Genomic DNA, 21,218 nt, shown 5'->3' with positions numbered 1-21,218 from the left:
TACTAATATCAACTCATGAAATAATGAGTAAATACTCATAGCACAGGAAAGCCACAGCATGACCTTCACGCAACTGGAAATCTTTACCCTGGTGGCCGAGCTGCACGGCTTTTCCGCCGCCGCCGCGCAGCTGGGCATCAGCCAGTCGGCCGTCTCGCATGCGTTAAAAGCGCTGGAAAAGGAGATGGGCGTGGACCTGATCGTGCGCCACCAGGCGTCGGCCGAGCTGACGGACGTGGGCCGCCAGCTGCTCGTGCGCGCGCGCGAAATCCTCGGTTTGTCCGAAGCCATGCGCCAGGAGGCGGCCGATGTGCTGGGCCAGCGCCAGGGCAGCCTGCGCATCGGCTCCTTCGGTCCCACCTCGTCGTTGAACCTGCTGCCGGCCATCACGGCGCAATTCCGCCTGCGCTATCCGGGCATCGCCCTGCGCATCGACGAAGGCGCCGACCATGAAGTGGTGCAGTGGATACGCGAACGTCGCGTGGATGTGGGTTTCGTCGTGCTGCCCGACGAGCGTTTCGATACGGCGCCGCTGGTGGAAGACCAGATGATGGCGCTGGTGCCGCGCAGCCACCCGCTGGCCAGCGAAACGGCCATCACCCTGGCGCAGCTGTGCGAAGGGCCGTTCATCATGTCCGAGGCGGGCTGCGCCTGCCTGATCGAGCCGCTGTTCGCCAACGCGGGCTTGCAGCCGAATGTCCCCTACCGCATCAGCCAGGTGATCACCATCCTCGACATGGTCAGCCGCGGCGACGGCGTCTCCATCGTCGCCGAACTGGCCCTGCCGCAGCGCTTGCGGGAACAGTATCCGGAGCTGGTGGCCCTGCCCTTGAATCCGCCCGTCAGCCGCAAGGTGGGCCTGGCCGTGCGCGACCGGCGCCAGAACACGCCGGCCACCAATGCTTTTTTCGAGGTGGCGAAACAGATGGCGCCGACGCTGGCGCCCCGGCGCGCCTGAGCGCTGCTTAGAACGTTTCCCACTCCTCGCTGCGTTCCGGCTTGGCGGCGGCCGTCGCTGCGGGGCGGCTGGCGATGCGCGGCACACTGGCCGCGCGCACCACGGGCCTGGCCGGCGGCTGCACGGCGACCGGCCCGTCATCGAGCTTGAACACCCCCACCACCTGCGCCAGGGTGCTGGCCTGGTCCTGCAGGCTTTCGGCGGCGGCCGCCGCCTCTTCCACCAGGGCCGCATTCTGCTGCGTCACCTGGTCCATCTGCGCAATCGCCTGGTTCACCTGCTCGATGCCCGAACTCTGCTCGACGCTGGCGGCCGTGATCTCGCCCATGATGTCGGTGACGCGGCGCACGCTGTCGACGATTTCCTGCATCGTCGCCCCCGCCTCGTCGACCAGGCGCGCACCCGAATCGACCTTGCCCACCGAATCGTCGATCAGCAGCTTGATTTCCTTCGCCGCCCCCGCGGAGCGCTGGGCGAGGCTGCGCACTTCCGTCGCCACCACGGCAAAGCCGCGCCCTTGTTCTCCCGCGCGCGCCGCTTCGACTGCCGCATTCAGGGCCAGGATATTCGTCTGGAAGGCGATGCCGTCGATGACGCTGATGATGTCGACGATCTTCTTCGACGAATCGTTGATCGAGGCCATGGTGTCGACCACCTGCGCCACCACTTGCCCGCCCTTGCTGGCCACGCCGGACGCCGATTGCGCCATCTGGTTGGCCTGGCGCGCATTGTCCGCGTTCTGCTTGACGGTGGAAGTCAGCTCCTCCATCGAGGCGGCCGTTTCTTCCAGCGAGCTCGCTTGCTGTTCCGTGCGCGAGGACAGGTCCTGGTTGCCGGCGGCGATTTCCGACGACGATACCTTGACCGATTCGCTGGCCGTGCGGATTTTCACCAGCACGGCGGCGATCTTGTCGATGAAGCGGTTGAAGGCGCCGGCGATCTGCGCCAGTTCATCCACGCCGGAAGCGTCGAGGCGGCGCGTCAGGTCGCCTTCGCCCGAGGCGATGTCGTCGAGCGCGTCGCGCACCAGTTCCAGGCGCTTGAGCATCTTGAACACCAGCGCCGACAGCAGCACCGCGGCCAGCCCCGTCAGCAGCACGGCCGTGACGGTGGCCGTCGTCAGCATCGTCTGCAAGGCTTGCATGGCTTCCTGCTGGTCCAGCACCACGGCCAGCAGCCAGTCGGTGCCCGCCACGCGCGTGACATACAGCTTGCCGTCGCGGTCATTGAGGCGCACGGCCTCGCTGGCCTGCGTGTTCTCCAGCCGGTTCACCTGCGCGGCCGACAGCGCCGCATCGAGTTTCGCCACCGGCTGCAGGCTCAGGTCCTTGTCCGCATGCGCGATGATGGTGCCGCTCTGGTCGACCAGGAAGGCAAAGCTGTGCGGCGTCGGCTTGATCGCCACCACGTTGGCGATCACCGTATCGAGCAGCACGTCCGCGCCGGCCACGCCCAGCAACGCCTCTTTCGGGCCGACGGGCGCCGTGAACGACACCACCAGCTTGTGGCTGGCCGCGTCCACGTACGGCGGCGTGAGCATGGGTACGCCCGCCTTGACGGTGTCCGTGTACCAGGCGCGCGCCGTCGGGTCGAAATCGGCCGGGCGCCCCGGATGGGTAAACACGGAGCGCTTGTCCGCGTAGCCGATGAACACCTCCGCAAAATCGCCGGCCTTTTCCGCGATCTGAAAGGCGCGCAGCGGATCAGGCGTCTCGGCCGACATCACGACGGATGCCATGACCTTTTTCTTGCCGTCGACCCATTGCGCCAGCACGGCCGACTGGCTGTGCAGCAGCTGCTGCATCTGCTGGTCGGACGACGCCAGCATGCTGCTGCGCGTGGTGACGTAATTGGCGACCGACAAGGCCAGCATGGACAGGACGACGATGGCCACGCAAATGAGCACCAGCCGCGTGCGAAGGGAAGACAACATGATGGACTCCTCGTTTCGATTTTATTGGCGTGAAACAGTGCTTTTGCACTACTTCATCTATGCAAGCATTCTCACACAAAAATCGGAACAATTATCATCAATATTCGGAATACAACACATATATTTCCGTAAAGAAATGCGTCGAACCCTGTCAAGCCATTAGCCGATCAACCCTCTCAGCCCGCTGGCGCGCTGCGTGCGGCGCAAAATCGCGTCGAACAGCACGGCCTGCGTGGGCGAGACGAGGGTAAAGAAATCGCGCGCGCGCGTGATGCCCGTGTAGACCAGCTCGCGCGCCAGCATGGCGCCGCCTTCCTGCGGCAGCACCAGCACCGTGTGGCGAAATTCCGAGCCCTGCGACTTGTGCACGGTCATGGCGAACGCCGTTTCCACGTGGCGCAAACGCGTGGCCAGCACGCTGCGCACATTGTCCCCTTCCAGGAAGTACACGCGCAGGGAGCCGGGCCGCGCAGGGTCGCGCAGGGTCAGGCCGATGTCGCCATTGAACACGCCCGTGCCGTAATCGTTGCGCGTGACCATCACGGGACGGCCCACATACCATTCGCTGCGGCGTATCAGCCCTTCCTTTTCCAGCCGCAGTTCGATGGCCGTGTTCAGGCCCGCCACGCCCCACTCGCCTTCGCGCACGGCGCACAGGATGCGGAACGCTTCAAAGGCGTGCAGCACGGCGCGCACCCAGTCGTCATGCCACGCGTACGCCGCTTCGCCCGCGTTCACCAGCGCCAGGTAGGGCTGGTAGCCGCCCGGCGCATCTGCGCGCCCGCGCAAGGCCAGGCGCAGCACGTCCTCCTGCTGCGCCGGCACCGTCCACGCCAGCTGGCCGCCGCTGTCGGCGGCGAAGCAGGCCCTGGCCAGGTCGGGCCTGCCGGCATTCACGGCCAGCGCCAGTTCGCCGATCGGGCCGCTGAAACGGTGGCTGTGGCGCAGCATCACCGTCTGCTGCGCCAGCGCGCCGGCCGCACCCGCAAAATCGGCAGGAATGGCCACGCCGCTGGCCGCCTGCGCATAGGCGATGGTGGCGTCCGTGTAGCCGCCCGCCTGCGCGTCGTGGCACAAGTCGCCCAGCACGGCGCCCGCTTCCACGGACGCCAATTGATCCTTGTCGCCCAGCAGAATCAGGATGGCGGTGGAAGGCAAGGCGTCGAGCACGGAGGCCATCATTTCCAGGTGCACCATCGACGCTTCATCGACGATCAGCACGTCGACGTCGAGCGGATTGCCCGCATGGTGGGCAAAGGCGCGCGTATCGGGCCGCGCGCCCAGCAAGCTATGCAGGGTGCGCGCCGCGCCCATGCGCCGCGCCAGTTCCAGCAGGGGCAAAGCTGCCCCGACCTTTTCCGCCAGGCCGCTCAAGGCCTTGTCGATCGACTGTTTTAATCGCGCGGCCGCCTTGCCCGTCGGCGCGGCCAGCGCGATGCGCAGCTGCTCCGGCTGCGGCGAGACGGCAAACAGCAAGGTCAACAGGCTCGCCACCGTGTACGTCTTGCCCGTGCCCGGGCCGCCCGTGATGATGGCGACCTTGCCGCGCAGCGCGACGGCGCAGGCCACCTTTTGCCAGTCCGGGCCACCGTCCTGCGTCGGCTGGTCGAACAGGATGTCGAGCCATTGCCGCACCTGCGCCAGCGGCGGATCAGTCAAATCCTGCGCGCGCACGGCGATCTTTTCACCGACCAGGGTTTCGTCGCGCCAGTAGCGGCGCAGGTACAAACGGTCGCCATCGAGCACCAGCGGCTGGCGCACATCGGCTGATCCCACCTGCCACACCTGCGGCGCGCCGGCCAGCAGCGCGCGCCAGCCGTCAAGCGATCCGGGCAGCGGGCCGGAAACGGCCAGCACGGCATGCCACAGTTCCTCGCTCCATCCCAGCAGCTGCGACGGTTCGCCCGCCAGGTCCGCCAGCATCAGGCAGCTGTGGCCCCGCCCTTCCAGCTCGGACAGCACCACGCATGCCACGGCCACGGCGGGCGCATGCGGCGCCTCCCCGTCCAGGCTGGCGATGAAGCGGGCAAAGGCGGCGCTCAGGCGGCGCAGATGACCATCCCCGGCGACGCCGTCGACGTGGCTGAACAAGGCATTCATTTGCTCACTATGCTGCATGATGTTCCGCTTCTTCTGACAATAATTGATCGAGGCCGTCCAGCAGTTCCAGCTGCGGCGCCAGCCAGTAGCAGCCATGCGTGTCCGCATTCGCGATGCCGCGCAGGAACAGGAAGATGGCGCCGCCCAGGTGTTCGGCCGGGTCGTAGGCGTCGCCAAGCCGGCTTTTCAGCAGCCGGTGCAGGGCCAGCATATAGATGGCGCCCTGGATATCATAGCGGTGCTGCGCCATGCCGGCCGCCAGCGCGGCCGTGTGGTAGGCGGCGTCGTTGGCGCCCAGCGCATTCGACTTGTAGTCGAGCACCCAGTAGCGCCCATCCTGTTCGATGACCAGATCGGCAAAGCCTTTCAGCATGCCGTGCAGCTGGCGTCGCGGCAGCACGGGACGCGGCGCGCCGCCCAGCAGCAAGCGCGTGCACAGCTGATCGAGCGCGCCCGTGGACAAATGCTCGCTGGGGAACCAGAACTCCATCTCGGACAGCGTGCTGTCCAGTTGCGACAGCGAGGCATCGAGCAGCGGCAGCGGCGTAACGGCGATTTCCCTGAGCCAGGCGATGGCGTCTTCCTGGCGGTGGCCCCAGCCCGCACGTTCGCAGCGCGCGGCCAGGCGCGTGTTGAAATTGTCGTCGTGGACACTGTCAAAGCCTTCGCCGCCCATCCACTCGAGCTGCTCGTGCAGGAAGTTACCGGGCACGGAACCGCGCGGGAAGCGGTGCCATGGCGCGTCACCCATTTGCGTCGGCGCGGCCACGGCCACAGCCGTGCCGTCTTCCAGCAAGGTCTCTTCCAGCGCCCGCTGCGGCACGTGCGCGGCCGCCACGGCGCCGATCTGGCGCGTCAGCGACGTAAAGCTGCCCACCGACCAGTCTCGCTCGAATTCGCCCGCGAACACGGGTGCGGGGCGCAGCTCGGGACGGCGCTCGATGCGGTCCAGCACCGTGCAGGCGTCGGGCTGCGCCAGGGAACTCACATAGATGGCGTCGCAGCTGCCCGCCACCTGCTGCCAGCGCAGCAGCAGTTGTTCCGCCGGCAGCTTGTCGCCGCCCGTCAGCAGGTAGCCGAGCGCCGATTCATGCAGGGTGTTCTCGCCCGCCTTGCGCGCCGCCTGGGCGGCCACGCCCAGCCACAGGAAGTGGCGCGCGCGCGTCAGGGCCACGTACAGCAGGCGCAAGTCTTCCTCGATGCGCGCCTCTTCCACAAACGCCATGGCCTCATCGGACAGGGACAGGTCGAGGCGGCGTTCGCCATCGTCGCCCGCATAGTCGAAGAAGCTGCGGTTGCGTTTATCCACCTTGCGCGCCGTGACGGCGAACGGCAGATACACGAGCGGATATTCGAGCCCCTTGGATTTGTGCACGGTGATGACCTTGACCAGCTCCGCATCGCTTTCCAGGCGCAGCACGCGCTCGTCGCCGCTGTCGCCCTCGCCGGCGATCTGCTCGGCCAGCCAGCGTATCAGCGCCTGCTCGCCATCGAGCTGGCGGCTGGCCGATTGCAGCAGTTCGGCCAGGTGCAGCAGATTCGTCAGGCGCCGCTCGCCGCCCGTCTGCTGCAGCAGCATGGCGGGCAATTGCAGTTCGTGGATGAAGCGGCGCAGCATGGCCAGCACGCCCTGGCGCTGCCAGATCAGGTGCAGGGCCTTCAGCTGCTCGACCCGGCGTTCCCATTCCAGTTCGTCGCTCGACAGGCGCGCCAGCTCGCCCAGCGACAGGCCGATGGTGCGCGTGGCAAGCGCGGCGCGCGCCAGTCCCCCGTCGAGCGGATTGGCCAGCGCCGCCAGCCAGCGCAGCACGTCTTGCGCTTCCTCGCTGTCGATGACGGAATCCTTGTCGGACAGGTAGACGCTGGCGACCCGACGGCGCGCCAGCGCGCGGCGGATGGCCGCCGCTTCCTTGCGGTCGCGCACGAGCACGGCGATATCGGCCGGCTGCAAGCGCGTAAAACCGCCGGGGCCAGCGAAACCGGCTTGCGCATCGCCCAGCATGGCGACGATGTGCTCCGCGCAGTGCTGCGCGAAATACTCGCGGTAGCCGTCGCCGCGCAGCCCTTCATCGCTGGCGCAGGCGGCCAGCAGGGCCGGCAGCGGGCCGCCCGCATTCACCAGGTACTCGTCGCGCCCCTTGGCGTCGACGGCCTCGAACGGCAGCGGATTCTCGCCGTTTTTGCGGTAGCGGAAGGCGCCTGCCGGCACCTCGTCGCGCTCGGCGTGCAGGAACAGCTGGTTGACGGCCGCGACCAATGGCGCCGTCGAGCGGTAGTTGGTGCCCAGCTGGTAGTGGCGGCCCGTGGTGGCGCGCCGCGCCGCCAGGTAGCTTTGAATGTCGGCGCCGCGAAAACCGTAGATCGACTGTTTCGGGTCGCCGATCAGGAACAGGCCCAGCGCCGGATCATTGTCGGCGATGCGGTACAGCGAATTGAAGATCTGGTACTGCGCGGGCGCCGTATCCTGGAATTCATCGACCATGGCCAGCGGGTACTGATCGATGATGCGCTGGCGCAAGGCCGGGCCATTCTCGCCGGCCAGCGCGTCGTGCAGGCGTTGCAGCATGTCGGCAAAGCCGAACTGGCGCGACTGACGCTTCAATTGATCCATGCGCCGCGCGATGGCCGCCGCCGCATGCAGGTGCAGCTTGTGCGCCAGCGGCGTCAATGCCGCCAGGGCGATGCCCAGCGCTTCCGTATGCTCGAAGCACTCGGGCACCTGGGCCGTAAAACTCTTGGCGAACGCATCCTCGATGCCGAACGGCGTCAATCGTTCCCACGCCTTGGCCGTGATGGCAGGCAGCAGCAACAGTGGATCCTGCGCCCAGCGGCGCAAGCCGTCGAACCACTTCGCCAGGTTCTCCGGCTTCATCTTGACGCCGTTAAAACACTTGGGATTGGCGGCGCGGTGGTCGTTGATCCAGGCGGCCATCTGATCCACGCGCTCGACCCAGCCCGCCTTCAGGGTGGCCAGCTGCGCGGCCAGCGCCCGCTGTTCGCGCGCGATCAGGGTGGACAACGGTTCCTCGTCCGCCATGCCCATGATGTCGGCGCGGCGCGCCAGCGCGCGCGCGCCCTTCTTCAACGCGCCCACGTCGGGCCAGCAGGCCAGCAGCACGTCGAGCGCCTGCGGCGGCAAGGGATAAACTTGCTGGCGCCAGTAATCGTGGGCCGCATCCTCGAACAGCGCTTGCTCGTCGCTGACCAGTTCCTCATCGAACAGGCTGCCGCTGTCGAACGCGTGCTCGCGCAGCATGCGCTGGCACCAGGCGTCGATGGTGAAGATGGCCGCTTCATCCATCGTCTCGGCGGCCAGCATCAGCCGGTGCGCGGCCTTTTGCCGTTCGCCCTCGTCAGGATAGGACTCGAGCAAGGCGTCGAGAAACGGGTCGCTGCCGCCGGATTCCATGCCAAATTCGTGCCGAAAATAAGCGGCCGCCTCGATCAGGCGCTCGCGCACGCGGTTCGACAATTCGCGCGTGGCGGCGCGGGTAAACGTCATCACGAGGATATCGGCCGGCAGCAGCGGGCGCTTAAAGCGGCTGTCGTCGTCGCCGTGACCCAGCACGAGCCGTACGTACAGCGCGGCGATGGTCCAGGTCTTGCCGGTGCCGGCGGACGCCTCGATCAGGCGCGAGCCGTGCAGCGGAAACGCCAGGGGGTTGAGCAGATGGCTCGTCATGGTTCTTCTCCCGCGCCATCGTCGGGCGCGCTGATCGGGTCGATCGTGATGTGTTGCTGCAGCCAGTCGGCCAGCGGGCCATACAGCTCGCGCGTGCAGTCCTGCCACGCTTCCTCGGCGGCCAGCGCGGAAAACTCGGGCCACAGGCGCGCCAGGCACAGTTCTTCGCGCTCGCCCGAGATGTCGAAGCCGCCGTCATACACGGCGCGCGGGTCGCCCTGCTGCACCAGCGCCAGTCCCGTCTTGCAAGCCGTGGGCAGCGGATGGTTCATGCCTTCGCGCCACAGCGCCAGCAGGGTCGCCAGGGCGTCGCGCGAACTGGCCGGATCGAGCGGCGCCATGCTGACGATGGCATCGCGCGCCACCAGGTAGCCGGTGACGGGGAAGCCGAGGGTGGCGGCGGCCAGCTGGCGCAGCCACATCAGCATCAGCTTGTCGCCGCGCGCCTGGCCGCCCTTGTCCGTCACCTTCGAGGAAATCTGCATCAGCCAGGCCGTCTCCCGCCCGTTGCTGCACAATCTGTCGAGCCAGTCGTCGATCTGCACTTCGCCGAAGGGCAAGTTGATGGCGCGCTTGTCGGCCGCCAGCGGGAACGAAGCGCGCAAGGACAGCCACGCGCTGCGCACGGGCACGAGCGCCTCGACCAGCTGCGCCTGCACCTGCCGGCCGATCAGGCCGATGGGCAGCACACCTTCGCGCGCCAGGCGTGCCGCGCGCGCCTCCAGGCTGGCGCGCACGTCGCCGATATCTTCCACGGCGCCGCCGTCATCGAGCATGGTGTCTTCCAGCAGATAGCGCTCGAGCGCATTCAGGCCGAACGGCTCTTCATCCTCGCCCAGCATGGCCGCATCGGCGAAATGGACGCTGAGGCGGCGGCGGAAAAAGTATTTGACGGGCTGGCGCAGGAAACTGGCCAGCTCGCCCAGCTTCAGGCGCGTGCCGGGATCGAGTTCGTAGGGGCCCAGCGGCAACGCGGCGGCCTGCGCATCGGCATCGGTATGGACTACGCGCCATTCGCGCGCATAGGTCAGCAAGCCATCGGCCTCGAAATAGCGGCGGCTGAACGGCTGCAGCGCGTGCTCGGTGGTCAGCGACACCAGGTGCCGGTCCAGCGACCAGCCGGCGGCCAGGTAGTCGCGCAGCTGCGACACCAGCACGGACGGCGGCTGCTCGGAATTGTCGCGCACATTGCGCCCCACCCAGCTCACGTACAGCTTGTCGCGCGCGGCCAGCAAGGCTTCGAGCATCAGGTAGCGGTCGTCGTCGCGGCGCGAGCGGTCGCCCGGGCGCGCCATGCCGGGCAGCGCCAGCAGGTCGAAATCGGCCTTCTGCGCGCGGCGCGGGAAGTCGCCATCGTTCATGCCCAGCAGGCACACGACGCGGAACGGCACGGCGCGCATCGGCATCAGGGTACAGAAGGTCACGCCGCCGGAGACGAATTGGTGGTTCAGGGTCGGCTCGTCCAGCGCGCCCAGCCACGCCACGCGCAGCACGGACAGCGGCACCTGCTCGACAAAGCCCGCATGCTCGCAGGTTTCCAGCCAGCCCTGCAAGGCGCCCTCGAGCTGCGCCAGGGTCAGGCGGTCGCCCTCGTCGTCGGCATCAAAGAAGGCGGCCAGCAGCGCGCGCGCCTGCACGCCCCACTCGGCGGGCGTGCAGGCGCCGGCCAGCACGGTGCGCCAGTGCAGCAGCGCCTCGACCAGCTGCGCCAGCGAACCCGCCAGCGCCGCATCGAGGCCGCCCACTTCCGCATACGGCTCGATGCCGCCGAAGCTGGCGCCGCTGCCGCTGGCGTAACCGAGCAGCATGCGCCGCACGCCGAAGATCCACGCATTCTGCTCGCCGGCCGCGCCCAGTCCCAGGCCGCTGCGGTGATGCTGGTCCAGACCCCAGCGCACGCCGGCCCCTTCGATCCAGGCGCCCAGCGTGACCAGGTCGCCCGGCTGCAGGCCAAAACGTGCCGCCAGCGCCGGCACGTCGAGCAGGTCGCGCACTTCGCTCTGGCGGCAGCGCTGCTGCGGCAGCTGCAGCAGCCACTCGAGCGCGACGAGCAGCGGGTTAACGCTGCGGTCCTTCACGTCGCCGATCTCGAACGGAATGAAACGCTCGTCGTTGCGCCGGTACTGGCCGAAAACGGCGTGGATGGCGGCCGTAAACGTGTCGATGTCGGGCACCATCACGACCACGTCGCGCGGACGCAAGCCCGTCTCGGCGCTGTGCGCGAACATGGCCAGCAGCTGGTCGTGCAGCACTTCCACCTCGCGCTGCACGCTGTGCGCCACGTGGAATTCGATCGAGCGGTCGCCGGCGTCGGGCGGCGTTTGCTCATGTTCGGCCAGCGGGCGCAGTTCGCGGATGGCCACCTGCACCTGCTGCAGCAGCGTTTCGCCCGTCTCCTCGCCAAACAGGTCGATGCGCAGGCTGTCGTCGCGCCCCTCGGCCTGCGCGTGTTCGTCGAATTCGTCGAGCATGCGGATGAAATCGCGCCCTTGCCTGCCCCAGCTGGCCAGCAGCGGGTGGCTGTGCGCATGCAGTTCTTCCAGCGGAATGTGCGCCAGATCGGTGCCGTTGCGCTGCCGCTGGCGCTTGTTTTCGGCGCGCAGCAAGTCGCGCCCGTCGATGATGTCGCCCCAGTAGAACTGGCATGGATTGGGCACGGCCAGCACCACCTGCGTGTGGCGCGCCAGCGCAGCGAGCGCCTGCAAGGTCTGGTAGGGCAAGGCCGACACGCCGAACAGCACCACGCGGCGCGGCAGCTTGCCGGCGGGCGCATCGCCGGCGGCGATCGCCGCCAAAAAGGCGTCGTGGATGTCGGCGCGGCCCGTGTCGCGCTCCGAGGCCTCGACGTCCTGGCCCACGGCGCGCCACAACTGCGCCTGCCAGCGCTGGTCGTCCTTCAAGGCGAGGGACTCGCCGCGGGCCGTGCGCAACTGGTCGCGTCCGGCCGCCCAGTCGGCCAGCCAGTCGGCGCGGTAGACCTGGTACTGGTCGAACAAGTCGGCCAGGCGCTCGGCCAGCTGCAGCCGGCGTTCGCAATCGCCATCGGCCAGGAAGTAGCGCAGCGGCGCGAACACGGGGTCGGCCAGCAGCGACGGCAGCAATCGCATCAGACGCCAGGTCAGCGGGGACTTATCGAACGGCGAGACGCGCGGGACGCGCTCGCGCCCCAGCATGCCCCGGTAGCTTTCCCACAGCAGGCGCGCCGGCAGCGCGATGCGCGTGGCGGCACACACGCCCATTTCCTCGGCCAGGGCGATCTTCAGCCATTCGGCCACGCCGTTCGACTGCACCAGGAAGATATCCGTTTCCAGCGGCGCCAGCGGATGCTGGCGCAGCCACTGGAAAACGGCGGCGCGCAGCTGTTCCAGCTGGTTGCCATGCAGGATGAGGAGGCCGGGCGTGACGGGTGTATGCATGCTGATCCGATGGGTTGCCGCGTCTGCGGCCGGGTGACCGCAGACGTCAAACGCCTATTATCGCCGCTGCCTGCCTCAAGGGGCGCCGCTGGCGGCAAATTCCATGGAAATTTGTTCCGCCACCTGCGCCAGCGCCGGCCCGAGCGCCGTCAGCAAGGCGCGCGCCTGCAGCAGGTCGCCGCCCAGGCGCAAGCCTTCGATCGACGTGCACAGGCTGGCGAAGGCATGCGCGCCCACGGCCAGCGCCGACGATTTGCTGCGGTGTCCCAGGTCGGCCAGGCGTCCCAGGTCTTCCAGCGCCAGAGCCTGCTCCATTTCGGCGATGCCGTCGCGCGCCGTGTCGAGAAACAGCTGGGTGTACTTGCGCATCTTCACGGCGTCATTGCTGAACGTGAGCGCCAGGGTGGCCAGGTCGAGGATGGCCGTGTCGCGCAGCTCCGGCGCGGCGCCCGCCGGCGGCGCTTTCGGCACCGCCGCCAGCCTGTCGCGGCCGATGCTGCCGATGCCGCCACGCAGGCGGAACCATTTCGCCAGCAGGTGAAACAGCAGATTCGGGGCGATCGGCTTGGTCACGAATTCATCCATGCCCGCCTCCAGGCAGCGGGCGCGGTCTTCGCTGCCCGCATTGGCCGTCATGGCGATCACCAGCAGGCCGGCAAGTTTCGGGTCGGCGCGGATGCGGCGCGTCGCCTCGAAGCCGTCCATCTCCGGCATCTGCACGTCCATCAGCACGCAGTCGTAGCGCTGGCGAGCCAGCAATTCCAGCGCCTCGCGGCCATTGCTGGCGACGCAGACGGTGGCGCCGGCGTCTTCCAGCAGTTCGCAGCCGACCTGCTGGCTGAAGATGTTGTCTTCCACCAGCAGGATGGAGGCGCCGCGGATCACTCCCAGTACTTCCGGCTCCACTTCCGCGATGCGCTCGTCGGCCCCCTGCGCGCTTTTTTCCAGGCGCGCCGTGAACCAGAAAGTGCTGCCCAGGCCCGGCTGGCTGTACACGCCCACCTTGCCGCCCATGAGCTCCACCAGCTGCTTGCTGATCACCAGTCCCAGGCCGCTGCCGCCATACTTGCGCGTGGTCGACGGGTCGGCCTGGTGGAAGGAGCGGAACAGCTGCGCCACTTCTTGCTGGTTCATGCCGATGCCGCGGTCCTGCACCTCGAAGCGCAGCATGCCGTAGCTGCCGCGCTCCTCGGACTGGCGCACGCGCACGAAGATGCTGCCATTGTCGGAAAACTTGATGGCATTGCTGGTCAGGTTCAGCAAGACCTGTTCCAGGCGCAGCGGGTCGCCGCGCCAGCGCTGCGGCAGCTCGGGCGCGATATCGAACTGCAGCGCCAGGCCCTTGACGGCGGCCGCGTCGCCCAGCTGGCTGGCGATGTTCGCCAGCAGGGTGTCGAGACGGAAGTCCAGCACTTCCAGCTCCAGCTTGCCCGCCTCGATCTTGGAAAAGTCGAGGATATCGTTGATCAGGCCCAGCAAGTGCTGGCCCGAATGGAAGATTTTCTGCAGATAGTCGCGCTGGCGCGCGTCGGCCACCGATTTCAGCGCCAGGTGGGCCATGCCGATGATGCTGTTCATCGGCGTGCGGATTTCATGGCTCATGTTCGACAGGAAGTCGCTCTTGGCCTGGCTGGCCGCGTCGGCCTGCTCTTTCAGCCGGTGCAGTTCCGTCACGTCGGTGGACAGGCCGATCAGCCCCGTGACGGGACCGGGCAAGCCCAGCGGCACCTTCACGCTCCACAGGTGATGCACCTGGCCCTGCGCATCGACGAAGCGTTCCTCGCCGACGAACTTGGCGCCGCTGTCGAAGACCTGGCGTTCGGTCAGCTGCGCGGCGGCGGCCGCATCGCCGAGCATCAGCTCGCCGTCCTGGCGGCCGATCAGCTGCTCCGGAGGACGGCCCAGTATCTTCGCCGTGCGCGCATTCACGTAGCGGTAGCGCAGGTCGGCATCCTTCATGTAGACATAGGCGTCGACGCTGTCGAGCACCGTATCGAGCAGGGTGCGCTGCGCCACCGCGTTGCGGCGCGAGCGGTACAGGGTAAAGATATAGCCATAAATGAGCAGCGTGCCGGCCACGCCGACGGCCAGCGCCAGCCATGGAAAATAGCGGTCGAAGGGGCTGTACAGCTCCGCCTTGCGCACGCGGAAATGGGCTTTCCACAGGCCGCCCTGATAAGCCACGGGCAGCACCTGGTCGAAATAGTCGGCATCGCTGCCAGGTTGCGGCGGCGCCGCCGCCAGGTCGGCATCATCGTTGAACAGCAGGCGGTCCTGCGGCGTGATGGCCAGGGTCCCGCTGGCCGGCAACGGCTCGGCCGCGCTGTACAGGGTCAGGTGCAGCGGTTCCAGGGCGCTGCGTTCGAGCGCGCTGTGGACCAGTTGCGCCACGCCAAAGCCGATGCCCACGGAGCCCTGGTAGGCGGCGCGGCGCTCGGCCACGCTCCCCTGCGGCATGCCATTGCGGTACACGGGCAGGCGCATGCCCAGGCCCACGTGCGCGGGCGGCCCCTTGATCATGATGACCTGCCCCGACGCGCTGACTTCGCCGCTGTCGCGCGCCTGCGCCAGGGCTTGCGCCACCAGCGGGTTGGCGCCGATATCGACGCCCATGCGTTCGGACAGCAGGGAATCGGGCTCCAGGTAGGTAAGCACCGTGTATTCCGGCCGCTCTCCGGGCGGGCGGATGGTGAAAGCGGGATAGCCGCGCGGCGCCAGGCTGGTGTCGCGGCGCACGTCGGCGACATAGGCCGCGCGCTGCGCCTGCGTCAGCGCCACCGCATAATTGACCGATTCGATGGCCGGGAACTGGCGCGCGATATCGAGGCCGGCCACGTAATCGTGGAACTGGCGGCGCGTCAGCTGCTCGCTGGTGCGGAACAGGGCCTCGAGGCCGCGCAGCAGGTCGGAATAGCTTTTTACGCGCGTGATCAGGCTGTGCTGGGCGCCATGCGTGAGATTGTCGAAACGCTGTTCGGCGTCGTCATTGACCGTGCGCACCGCCCCCGCGTACAGGGCGCCGCCCACCGCCAATGCCAGCAGCACGCCACCTGCCCAGATTCTGACGCCTGATCCCGCTCCGCCCTTGCTCAAAGTGTGCATTGTCGATCGCTTATTCCGGTTTCCTCGAATGTGCGGCGCTGCGGCCGCCCAGCAAGCACGAGGATACTATCAAAGCTCACGCCCGACGCGCTTGTGCAAGAAAAAAAGCGCGCATGATGGTTGCACTGGAAAACATCGTGCGCCTAGCCCCCCTGCAGCGCGCCGGCCAGGAAGTCGCAAAAGGCGCGCACCTTTTCCTGCACGTGGCGCCCATCGGGCGTCAAGGCATACACTCCCCGCCTGGCCATGCCGTGCGACGGCAGCACGCGCACCAGGGCGCCGCTGGCCAGCAGCGGCGCGGCGACGAACGACGGCAGCGCCCCCACGCCGATGCCCGCCACCAGCATATCGGCCAGCAGCAGGCTGCTGTCGGCAGAAAAGCGCACGGGCAGCACGATGCTGCTCGCCCCTTCCGGCCCGGCCAGCTGCCAGACGCCAGGACTGTCGGCCAGGCGGTAGGCCAGGCAATCGTGACCGTGCAAGTCCTGCGCCTGCCGGGGCGTGCCGCGCCGCGCCAGGTAGGCCGGCGCTGCGCAAATCATTTGCTCGACGTCGCCCAGGCGGCGCGCCACCAGGGTCGAATCGGCCAGCGCGGCGCGGATGCGCAGCGACACGTCATAACCCTCGCCCACCACATCGCGCAGGCGGTCGTCCAGGGTCATCTCGATCTTGACGTCCGGATAACGTGCCATGAAGTCCGGCAGCAAGGGGGACAGCACTTTCAGGCCAAACGACAGCGGCGCATTCACGCGCAGCCGCCCCGCCACCTTGCCGGCGCAGCCGCGCGTGGCCAGTTCCAGCGCATCGATTTCATCGAGCAGGCGGCAGCATTCAAGATAGTAGGCACGCCCGCCATCCGACAAGCTCATGCGCCGCGTCGTGCGAACCAGCAGCACGGTGCCCAGATGCGCCTCCAGCTGGCGCACCTGCTTGCTGATGGCGGCCGCCGACTGATTCAGATCCTGCGCCGCCTTGCTGAAGCTGTCGCGCTCGACCACCTTGCGAAACACGCGCATGTGCGCCAGGACATCCATCATTCTTTCCCTGTGGTTGAATATCTTATTATTTTATCGCTGATTATCATTGAAATGAAAAACAATATGATGGTGGCTTCTTTATTCATGTCACGCAAGGAGTACCCCATGTTCAAACCATCCGCCACCCTGACTGCCCTGCTGCTGGCCCTGCTGGGAGGGACAGTGCAGGCCGCCCTGCCAGAAGTGGGCATCAGCCCCTGGGGCCCGAAAGACGAGATCGGCCGCCTGAACCTGATGACGCCAGCCTCGCGCGCCGCCATCCTGGCCCGCATCGACGGCGGCAAGAGCTACGACCTGGCCGTCGATTTCTATATCGGCATGCCCAGCTGGCAAGCGGCCGGCGACCCGCCCTACCAGATGTGGATGACGCACACGCCGAAAGGCAACGTGGTGGCCGATTCCATGCAGGTGGGCGAACAGATGAACCGCCACGTCAGCTATACGGGCTCAGCCGTCTCCATGTATGCGCACATGGGCACGCATATCGACGCCCTGAACCACTTCGGCCTGAACGGCAAGATCTGGAACGGTTTTACGGAGGAGCAGCACCTGGGTGACCGAGGCTGGACCGTGACGGGCGCGGAAAAGCTGCCGCCCATCGTGGCGCGCGGCGTGCTGATCGACGTGGCCGTGGCCAAGGGCTTGTCGCAACTGCCCGACAATTACCGGGTGACGCGGCAGGATTTGCGCGCGGCGCTAGCGCAACAGAAGGTCACCTTGGAAAAGGGCGACGTGGTGCTGATACGCACGGGCCGCATGCAGCGCTATGAGCAGGCGCAAGCGTACATGGCCAATCCGCCCGGCCTGTCGCTCGATGCGGCGAAATTCCTCGTGGAAGATGGCGGCGCCATGGTGGTGGGCGCGGACAACCTCAGTTTCGAAGCGTTTCCCTCCGAAGTGGCGAACAATTACCTGCCCGTGCACACCTATCTGCTGGCGCAGCAGGGCACGCCCATCCTGGAACTGGTCGACCTGGAAGCCCTGTCGCGCGACAAGGTGTACCAATTTGCCTTCATCGGCGCCTCATTGAAATTCCGCGGCGGCGACGCGGCGCCCATCCGCCCCGTGGCCCTGCCGATCCGCTAAATTCCGCCGGATCACACGGTCGCGGCCAGCAAGCCCGGTGCGCCATGCTCATCCCAGGCATCGGCGCAGCGCACCACGTCGCCCACGACGATGATGCTGGGACTGCCCAGGCCGCTGGCCTGCAAGTCGCCGGGCAAGCGCTGCAAGGTGCTCAGCAACTGGCGCTGCGCCGGCAGGCTGGCCGATTGCACCACGGCCACGGGCGTGCCGGGCGCCATGCCGCCGGCCAGCAAGCCGGCCTGGATGGCGGCCACCCTGGCCACGCCCATGTAGATGACGAGAGTCAGGCCGCTTTGCGCCAGGGCCGCCCAGTTCGGTTCCGACGCGCCATCCTTGCCGTGACCCGTGACGAAGATGGCGCCCTGGCTCCAGGCGCGGTGCGTGAGCGGCACACCGATGCCGGACGGCGCGGCCAAACCGCTGCTGATGCCGGGGATCACCTCGACGGCCACGCCGTGGCTGCGCAAATAGGCGCGCTCTTCGCCGCCGCGCCCGAACAGATACGGGTCGCCCCCTTTCAGGCGCACCACGTGCAGGCCGGCGCGCGCCTCGGCCAGCATCAGGCGCTCGATGAACGCTTGCGGCGTCGAGGCGCAACCGCCCCGCTTGCCCACTTCGACCACGCGCACGCCTTGTGCCGCATGCGCGAGGATGGCCGGATTGACGAGGTCGTCGATCAGCACCACGTCGGCCCGTGCGATGGCCTTCACCGCCTTGATCGTCAGCAGATCCGGATCGCCGGGACCGGCGCCGACCAGGGTTACGCTTCCACATTGCGCCATGATGCAGTCTCCAGTCAGAAAAAATGGCCGATGGCAAACGCTGCCGCATACGCTTCCGGCGCGCTGCCGTCCCACACGACGCCGTCGCACAGGGTCGAACTGCGCATGGGGGCTTTTGGCACGGGCGTGGCCGTCATTTCCGCCGCCTGGCGGTACAGGTCGATGCGGTTGACTTGCCTTGCCACCGCCAGGTAATCGGGTTCGTCGCGCAGCAAGCCCCAGCGCCGGTGCTGGGTCATGAACCACATGCCGTCGGACAGATACGGGAAATTGACGGCGCCATCGCCGTAGAACTGCAAGCCGTGCGCCTCGTCCCAGGTCTTGCCCAGCCCATCCTGGTAGTGGCCGAGGATGCGCGGCGCCAAGGTTTCCTGCGGCGTGTTCAGGTAAGCGGGCTCGGCCAGCGTGGCCGCCATGGCCAGGCGGTTGGCATCGCTGGCATCGATCCAGCGTCCCGCCTCGAGCACGGCAGCGATCAGGGCGCGGCAGCTGTTCGGATGCTGCTGCGCAAACGCGGCGCTGGTGCCCAGCACCTTGCCCGGATGGTCGGGCCAGATGGCGCCGCTGGCGGCGGCCGTCACGCCCACGCCATCGACGATGGCCTTGTAGCCCCACGGTTCGCCCGCGCAAAAACCATCCATCTGGCCCGCGCGCAAGGCGGCCACCATCTGCGACGGCGGCACCGTCATCACGCGCGCGTCGCGCAACGGGTCGATGCCATGCGCCGCCAGCCAGTATTGCAGCAGCATCGCGTGATTGCCAGTCGGGAAAGTATGCGCAAACGCAAACGGCCGCGATGCGGCCCGCATGTAGCGCGCCAGGGTGGGGCCATCGTGGGCACCCTCGCGCGCCAGCGCCGCCGACAGGGTGACAGCCTGGCCGCTGTGGTTGAGATTCATCAATACAGCCATGTCGCGCTGCTGCCCGCCGATGCCCATCTGCACGCCATACACAAGGCCGTACAGCACATGGGCCGCGTCGAGTTCGCCATTATTCAGTTTGTCGCGCACGCCGGCCCACGACATCTCGCGGCTCAGTTCGATCTTGATGCCGTATTTTTCATCGAGCCCCAGCTTTGACGCCATCACCAGCGAGGCGCAATCGGTCAGCGGCAGGTAGCCGATGCGTATCGTCTGTTTTTCCGGCTGCAGGGGCCGCGCCATCTGGGCGCCGTCTCCCATTTTCTCTGTCATACCATTCCTTGCTGATAACTACTGTTTTGCCGTGCCGCCGTGGACAAGGTCATGCTGATCCAGCAGCAAGGAGCGTGCCCGCGCATCTCCTGTCCAGGGCAGCTGGAAACGCACTGCGATGGTGCACTGCACCAGCATGTATCAGGAAATGGACGTTTCATCCCAGCAAGTCCTCCACGTCGAGGATGCGCTGGGCGATCTCTGCCAGCTTGAGTTTCTTGTTCATGGCCATGCTGCGCAGGCGCTGGTATGCCTGCTCTTCCGTCAAGCCGTGATGCGTCATCAACAGGCCCTTGGCCCGTTCGATCACCTTGCGTTCCAGCAATTTATGGCGCGACTCGAGCAATTCGGCACGGAGTTTTTCTTCCTGGCGAAAGCGCGCCAGCGCCACGTTCAGCACGGGCAAGATGCGCTCGGCATGCAAGCCGGCCACGATATAGGCGGACACGCCGGCCGCCATGGCCGCGTCGATGCTGGCCGTGGCGCCGTCTTCGGTAAATAATACGATGGGGCGGCGCTCATCGCGCGTGGCGATGACGATATGCTCGAGCACGTCGCGCGCATCCGATTCGGCGTCGATGATGATGAGATCAGGCTGCAGCTGCGCGATGCGCTCGGGAAGGTAGAGGTCGGCTGGCAGGGAGGCGACGATGTCGAAACCCGATTCCAGCAAGCCGATGCGCAAGGCATTGCCGCGCTGCACTTGGGCAGCCAAGGCCGCATTCTCGTGCACACCGTGCTCGACAATAGTGTTGACGACGACGATGCGCAAAGGCTGGGTACGGCTGGACGTCATGGGAGCGATCTGCAATGGCTAAACACAACCATTGCAGTAAGCAAGAAGCGAACCAGCCGGTTTTACAGCGGAATTACTTCAGGGTCGGCATGGCAAACTCGGCCCCGGCCGCCGTCGAGGCCGGCCAGCGCTGCGTCACCGCCTTCTGCTTGGTATAGAAACGCACCGATTCCGGGCCATGCGCATGGTGGTCGCCGAACAGGCTGCGCTTCCAGCCGCCGAAGCTGTGGAAGGCCATCGGCACGGGAATCGGCACGTTCACGCCCACCATCCCGACCTGCACGCGGTGCGTGTATTCGCGCGCCGTGTTGCCGTCGCGCGTGTAGATGGCCGTGCCGTTGCCGTATTCATGCGCGTTGACCAGGTCCAGCGCCGCCGTGAAATCGTGCACGCGCACGATGCACAGCACCGGGCCGAAGATTTCCTCCTTGTAGATCGTCATCTCGGGCGTGACGTGATCGAACAGGCTGCCGCCGAGGAAAAAGCCGTGCTCATGGCCGGGCAAGACGAAACCGCGCCCATCGGCCACCAGCTTGGCGCCTTCCTCCACGCCCGTGGCGATGTAGCCGGCAATCTTGTCCTTGTGCACCTGCGTCACCACCGGCCCCATCTCGGCCGACAGGTCCATGCCCTGCGTGATCTTTAACGCCGCGATACGGGGCACCAGGGCTTCCACCAACTGGTCCGCCACATTGCCCACCGCCACGACGACGGAAATGGCCATGCAGCGCTCGCCGGCCGAGCCAAACGCGGCGCCCATCAGGGCGTCGACCGTCTGGGGAATGTCCGCGTCCGGCATGACGACCATGTGGTTCTTGGCGCCGCCCAAGGCTTGGACGCGCTTGCCCTGCGCGCAGCCCGTCGCATAGATATATTCGGCGATCGGCGTGGAACCGACGAAGCTGACGGCGCGCACGTCCGGGTGGTGCAGCAAGCCGTCCACGGCTTCCTTGTCACCCTGCACCACGTTGAAGACGCCGTCGGGCAAGCCCGCGTCCGTCAGCAACTGCGCCAGCAGCAGGCTGGCCGACGGGTCGCGTTCCGACGGCTTTAATACAAACGTATTGCCGCAGGCAATGGCCATCGGGAACATCCACATCGGCACCATCACGGGGAAATTGAACGGCGTGATG

The 21,218-nt window shown here is 67.0% G+C and carries 12 protein-coding genes; 2 read left to right on the top strand and 10 right to left on the bottom strand.

Annotation, left to right across the window (positions count from 1 at the left end; all coding sequences use genetic code 11):
- Positions 1-58: 58 nt before the first annotated feature.
- Positions 59-958, top strand: coding sequence for a LysR family transcriptional regulator (locus ACQ4WQ_RS28010; RefSeq protein WP_436501537.1), 900 nt, complete (start codon positions 59-61; stop codon positions 956-958).
- A 7-nt stretch (positions 959-965) separates the two neighbouring features.
- On the opposite strand, the gene ACQ4WQ_RS28005 is transcribed toward ACQ4WQ_RS28010, so the two are convergent.
- The 6 genes from ACQ4WQ_RS28005 to ACQ4WQ_RS27980 form a co-directional block, all read right to left on the bottom strand.
- Positions 966-2,891 carry a methyl-accepting chemotaxis protein gene (locus ACQ4WQ_RS28005; protein ID WP_436501535.1) on the bottom strand — a complete coding sequence of 642 codons (1,926 nt, stop codon included), beginning with the start codon at positions 2,889-2,891 and terminating at the stop codon, positions 966-968.
- Positions 2,892-3,050: 159 nt separating this feature from the next.
- The gene (gene recD / locus ACQ4WQ_RS28000; protein WP_436501533.1) at positions 3,051-5,009 is read right to left on the bottom strand and encodes an exodeoxyribonuclease V subunit alpha; all 1,959 of its coding nucleotides are present in this window, start codon (positions 5,007-5,009) and stop codon (positions 3,051-3,053) included.
- Complete coding sequence (gene recB / locus ACQ4WQ_RS27995; protein WP_436501531.1) at positions 4,999-8,673, bottom strand: exodeoxyribonuclease V subunit beta; 3,675 nt, start codon at positions 8,671-8,673, stop codon at positions 4,999-5,001. The genes recD and recB overlap by 11 nt, the downstream gene beginning before the upstream one ends.
- Entirely contained in the window at positions 8,670-12,089 is a 3,420-nt protein-coding gene (gene recC, locus ACQ4WQ_RS27990; RefSeq protein ID WP_436501529.1) for an exodeoxyribonuclease V subunit gamma, read from the bottom strand. The genes recB and recC overlap by 4 nt, the downstream gene beginning before the upstream one ends.
- Positions 12,090-12,164: 75 nt before the next feature.
- The gene (locus ACQ4WQ_RS27985; RefSeq protein WP_436501527.1) at positions 12,165-15,191 is read right to left on the bottom strand and encodes a CHASE domain-containing protein; all 3,027 of its coding nucleotides are present in this window, start codon (positions 15,189-15,191) and stop codon (positions 12,165-12,167) included.
- Positions 15,192-15,334: 143 nt separating this feature from the next.
- Positions 15,335-16,225 (bottom strand): LysR family transcriptional regulator, encoded by an 891-nt coding sequence (locus ACQ4WQ_RS27980; protein ID WP_436501556.1) that lies wholly within the window; start codon positions 16,223-16,225, stop codon positions 15,335-15,337.
- A 108-nt stretch (positions 16,226-16,333) separates the two neighbouring features.
- Here ACQ4WQ_RS27980 and ACQ4WQ_RS27975 point away from each other — a divergent pair, with 108 nt between their 5' ends.
- A complete protein-coding gene (locus tag ACQ4WQ_RS27975; protein ID WP_326456085.1) occupies positions 16,334-17,314 on the top strand; it encodes a cyclase family protein in 981 nt (326 codons plus the stop codon).
- Between the two features lie 11 nt (positions 17,315-17,325).
- Here ACQ4WQ_RS27975 and cobA read toward each other — a convergent pair whose 3' ends face one another.
- The 4 genes from cobA to mmsA all read right to left on the bottom strand — a co-directional run.
- Positions 17,326-18,096, bottom strand: coding sequence for a uroporphyrinogen-III C-methyltransferase (cobA, locus tag ACQ4WQ_RS27970; RefSeq protein ID WP_436501525.1), 771 nt, complete (start codon positions 18,094-18,096; stop codon positions 17,326-17,328).
- A 14-nt stretch (positions 18,097-18,110) separates the two neighbouring features.
- Entirely contained in the window at positions 18,111-19,289 is a 1,179-nt protein-coding gene (locus tag ACQ4WQ_RS27965) for a CmpA/NrtA family ABC transporter substrate-binding protein (RefSeq protein WP_436501523.1), read from the bottom strand.
- Between the two features lie 157 nt (positions 19,290-19,446).
- Positions 19,447-20,085 carry an ANTAR domain-containing response regulator gene (locus tag ACQ4WQ_RS27960; RefSeq protein ID WP_436501521.1) on the bottom strand — a complete coding sequence of 213 codons (639 nt, stop codon included), beginning with the start codon at positions 20,083-20,085 and terminating at the stop codon, positions 19,447-19,449.
- Positions 20,086-20,158: 73 nt separating this feature from the next.
- Positions 20,159-21,218, bottom strand: a 1,060-nt coding sequence (gene mmsA, locus ACQ4WQ_RS27955; protein WP_436501519.1) for a CoA-acylating methylmalonate-semialdehyde dehydrogenase, incomplete at its 5' end; no start/stop codon positions are given.

The sequence above is a fragment of the Janthinobacterium goodfellowi genome, assembly GCF_051380695.1.
GTDB lineage: Bacteria > Pseudomonadota > Gammaproteobacteria > Burkholderiales > Burkholderiaceae_D > Janthinobacterium.
Note: the sequence above shows the minus strand (reverse complement) of the source record. Positions and strands in the feature narration are given on the sequence as shown.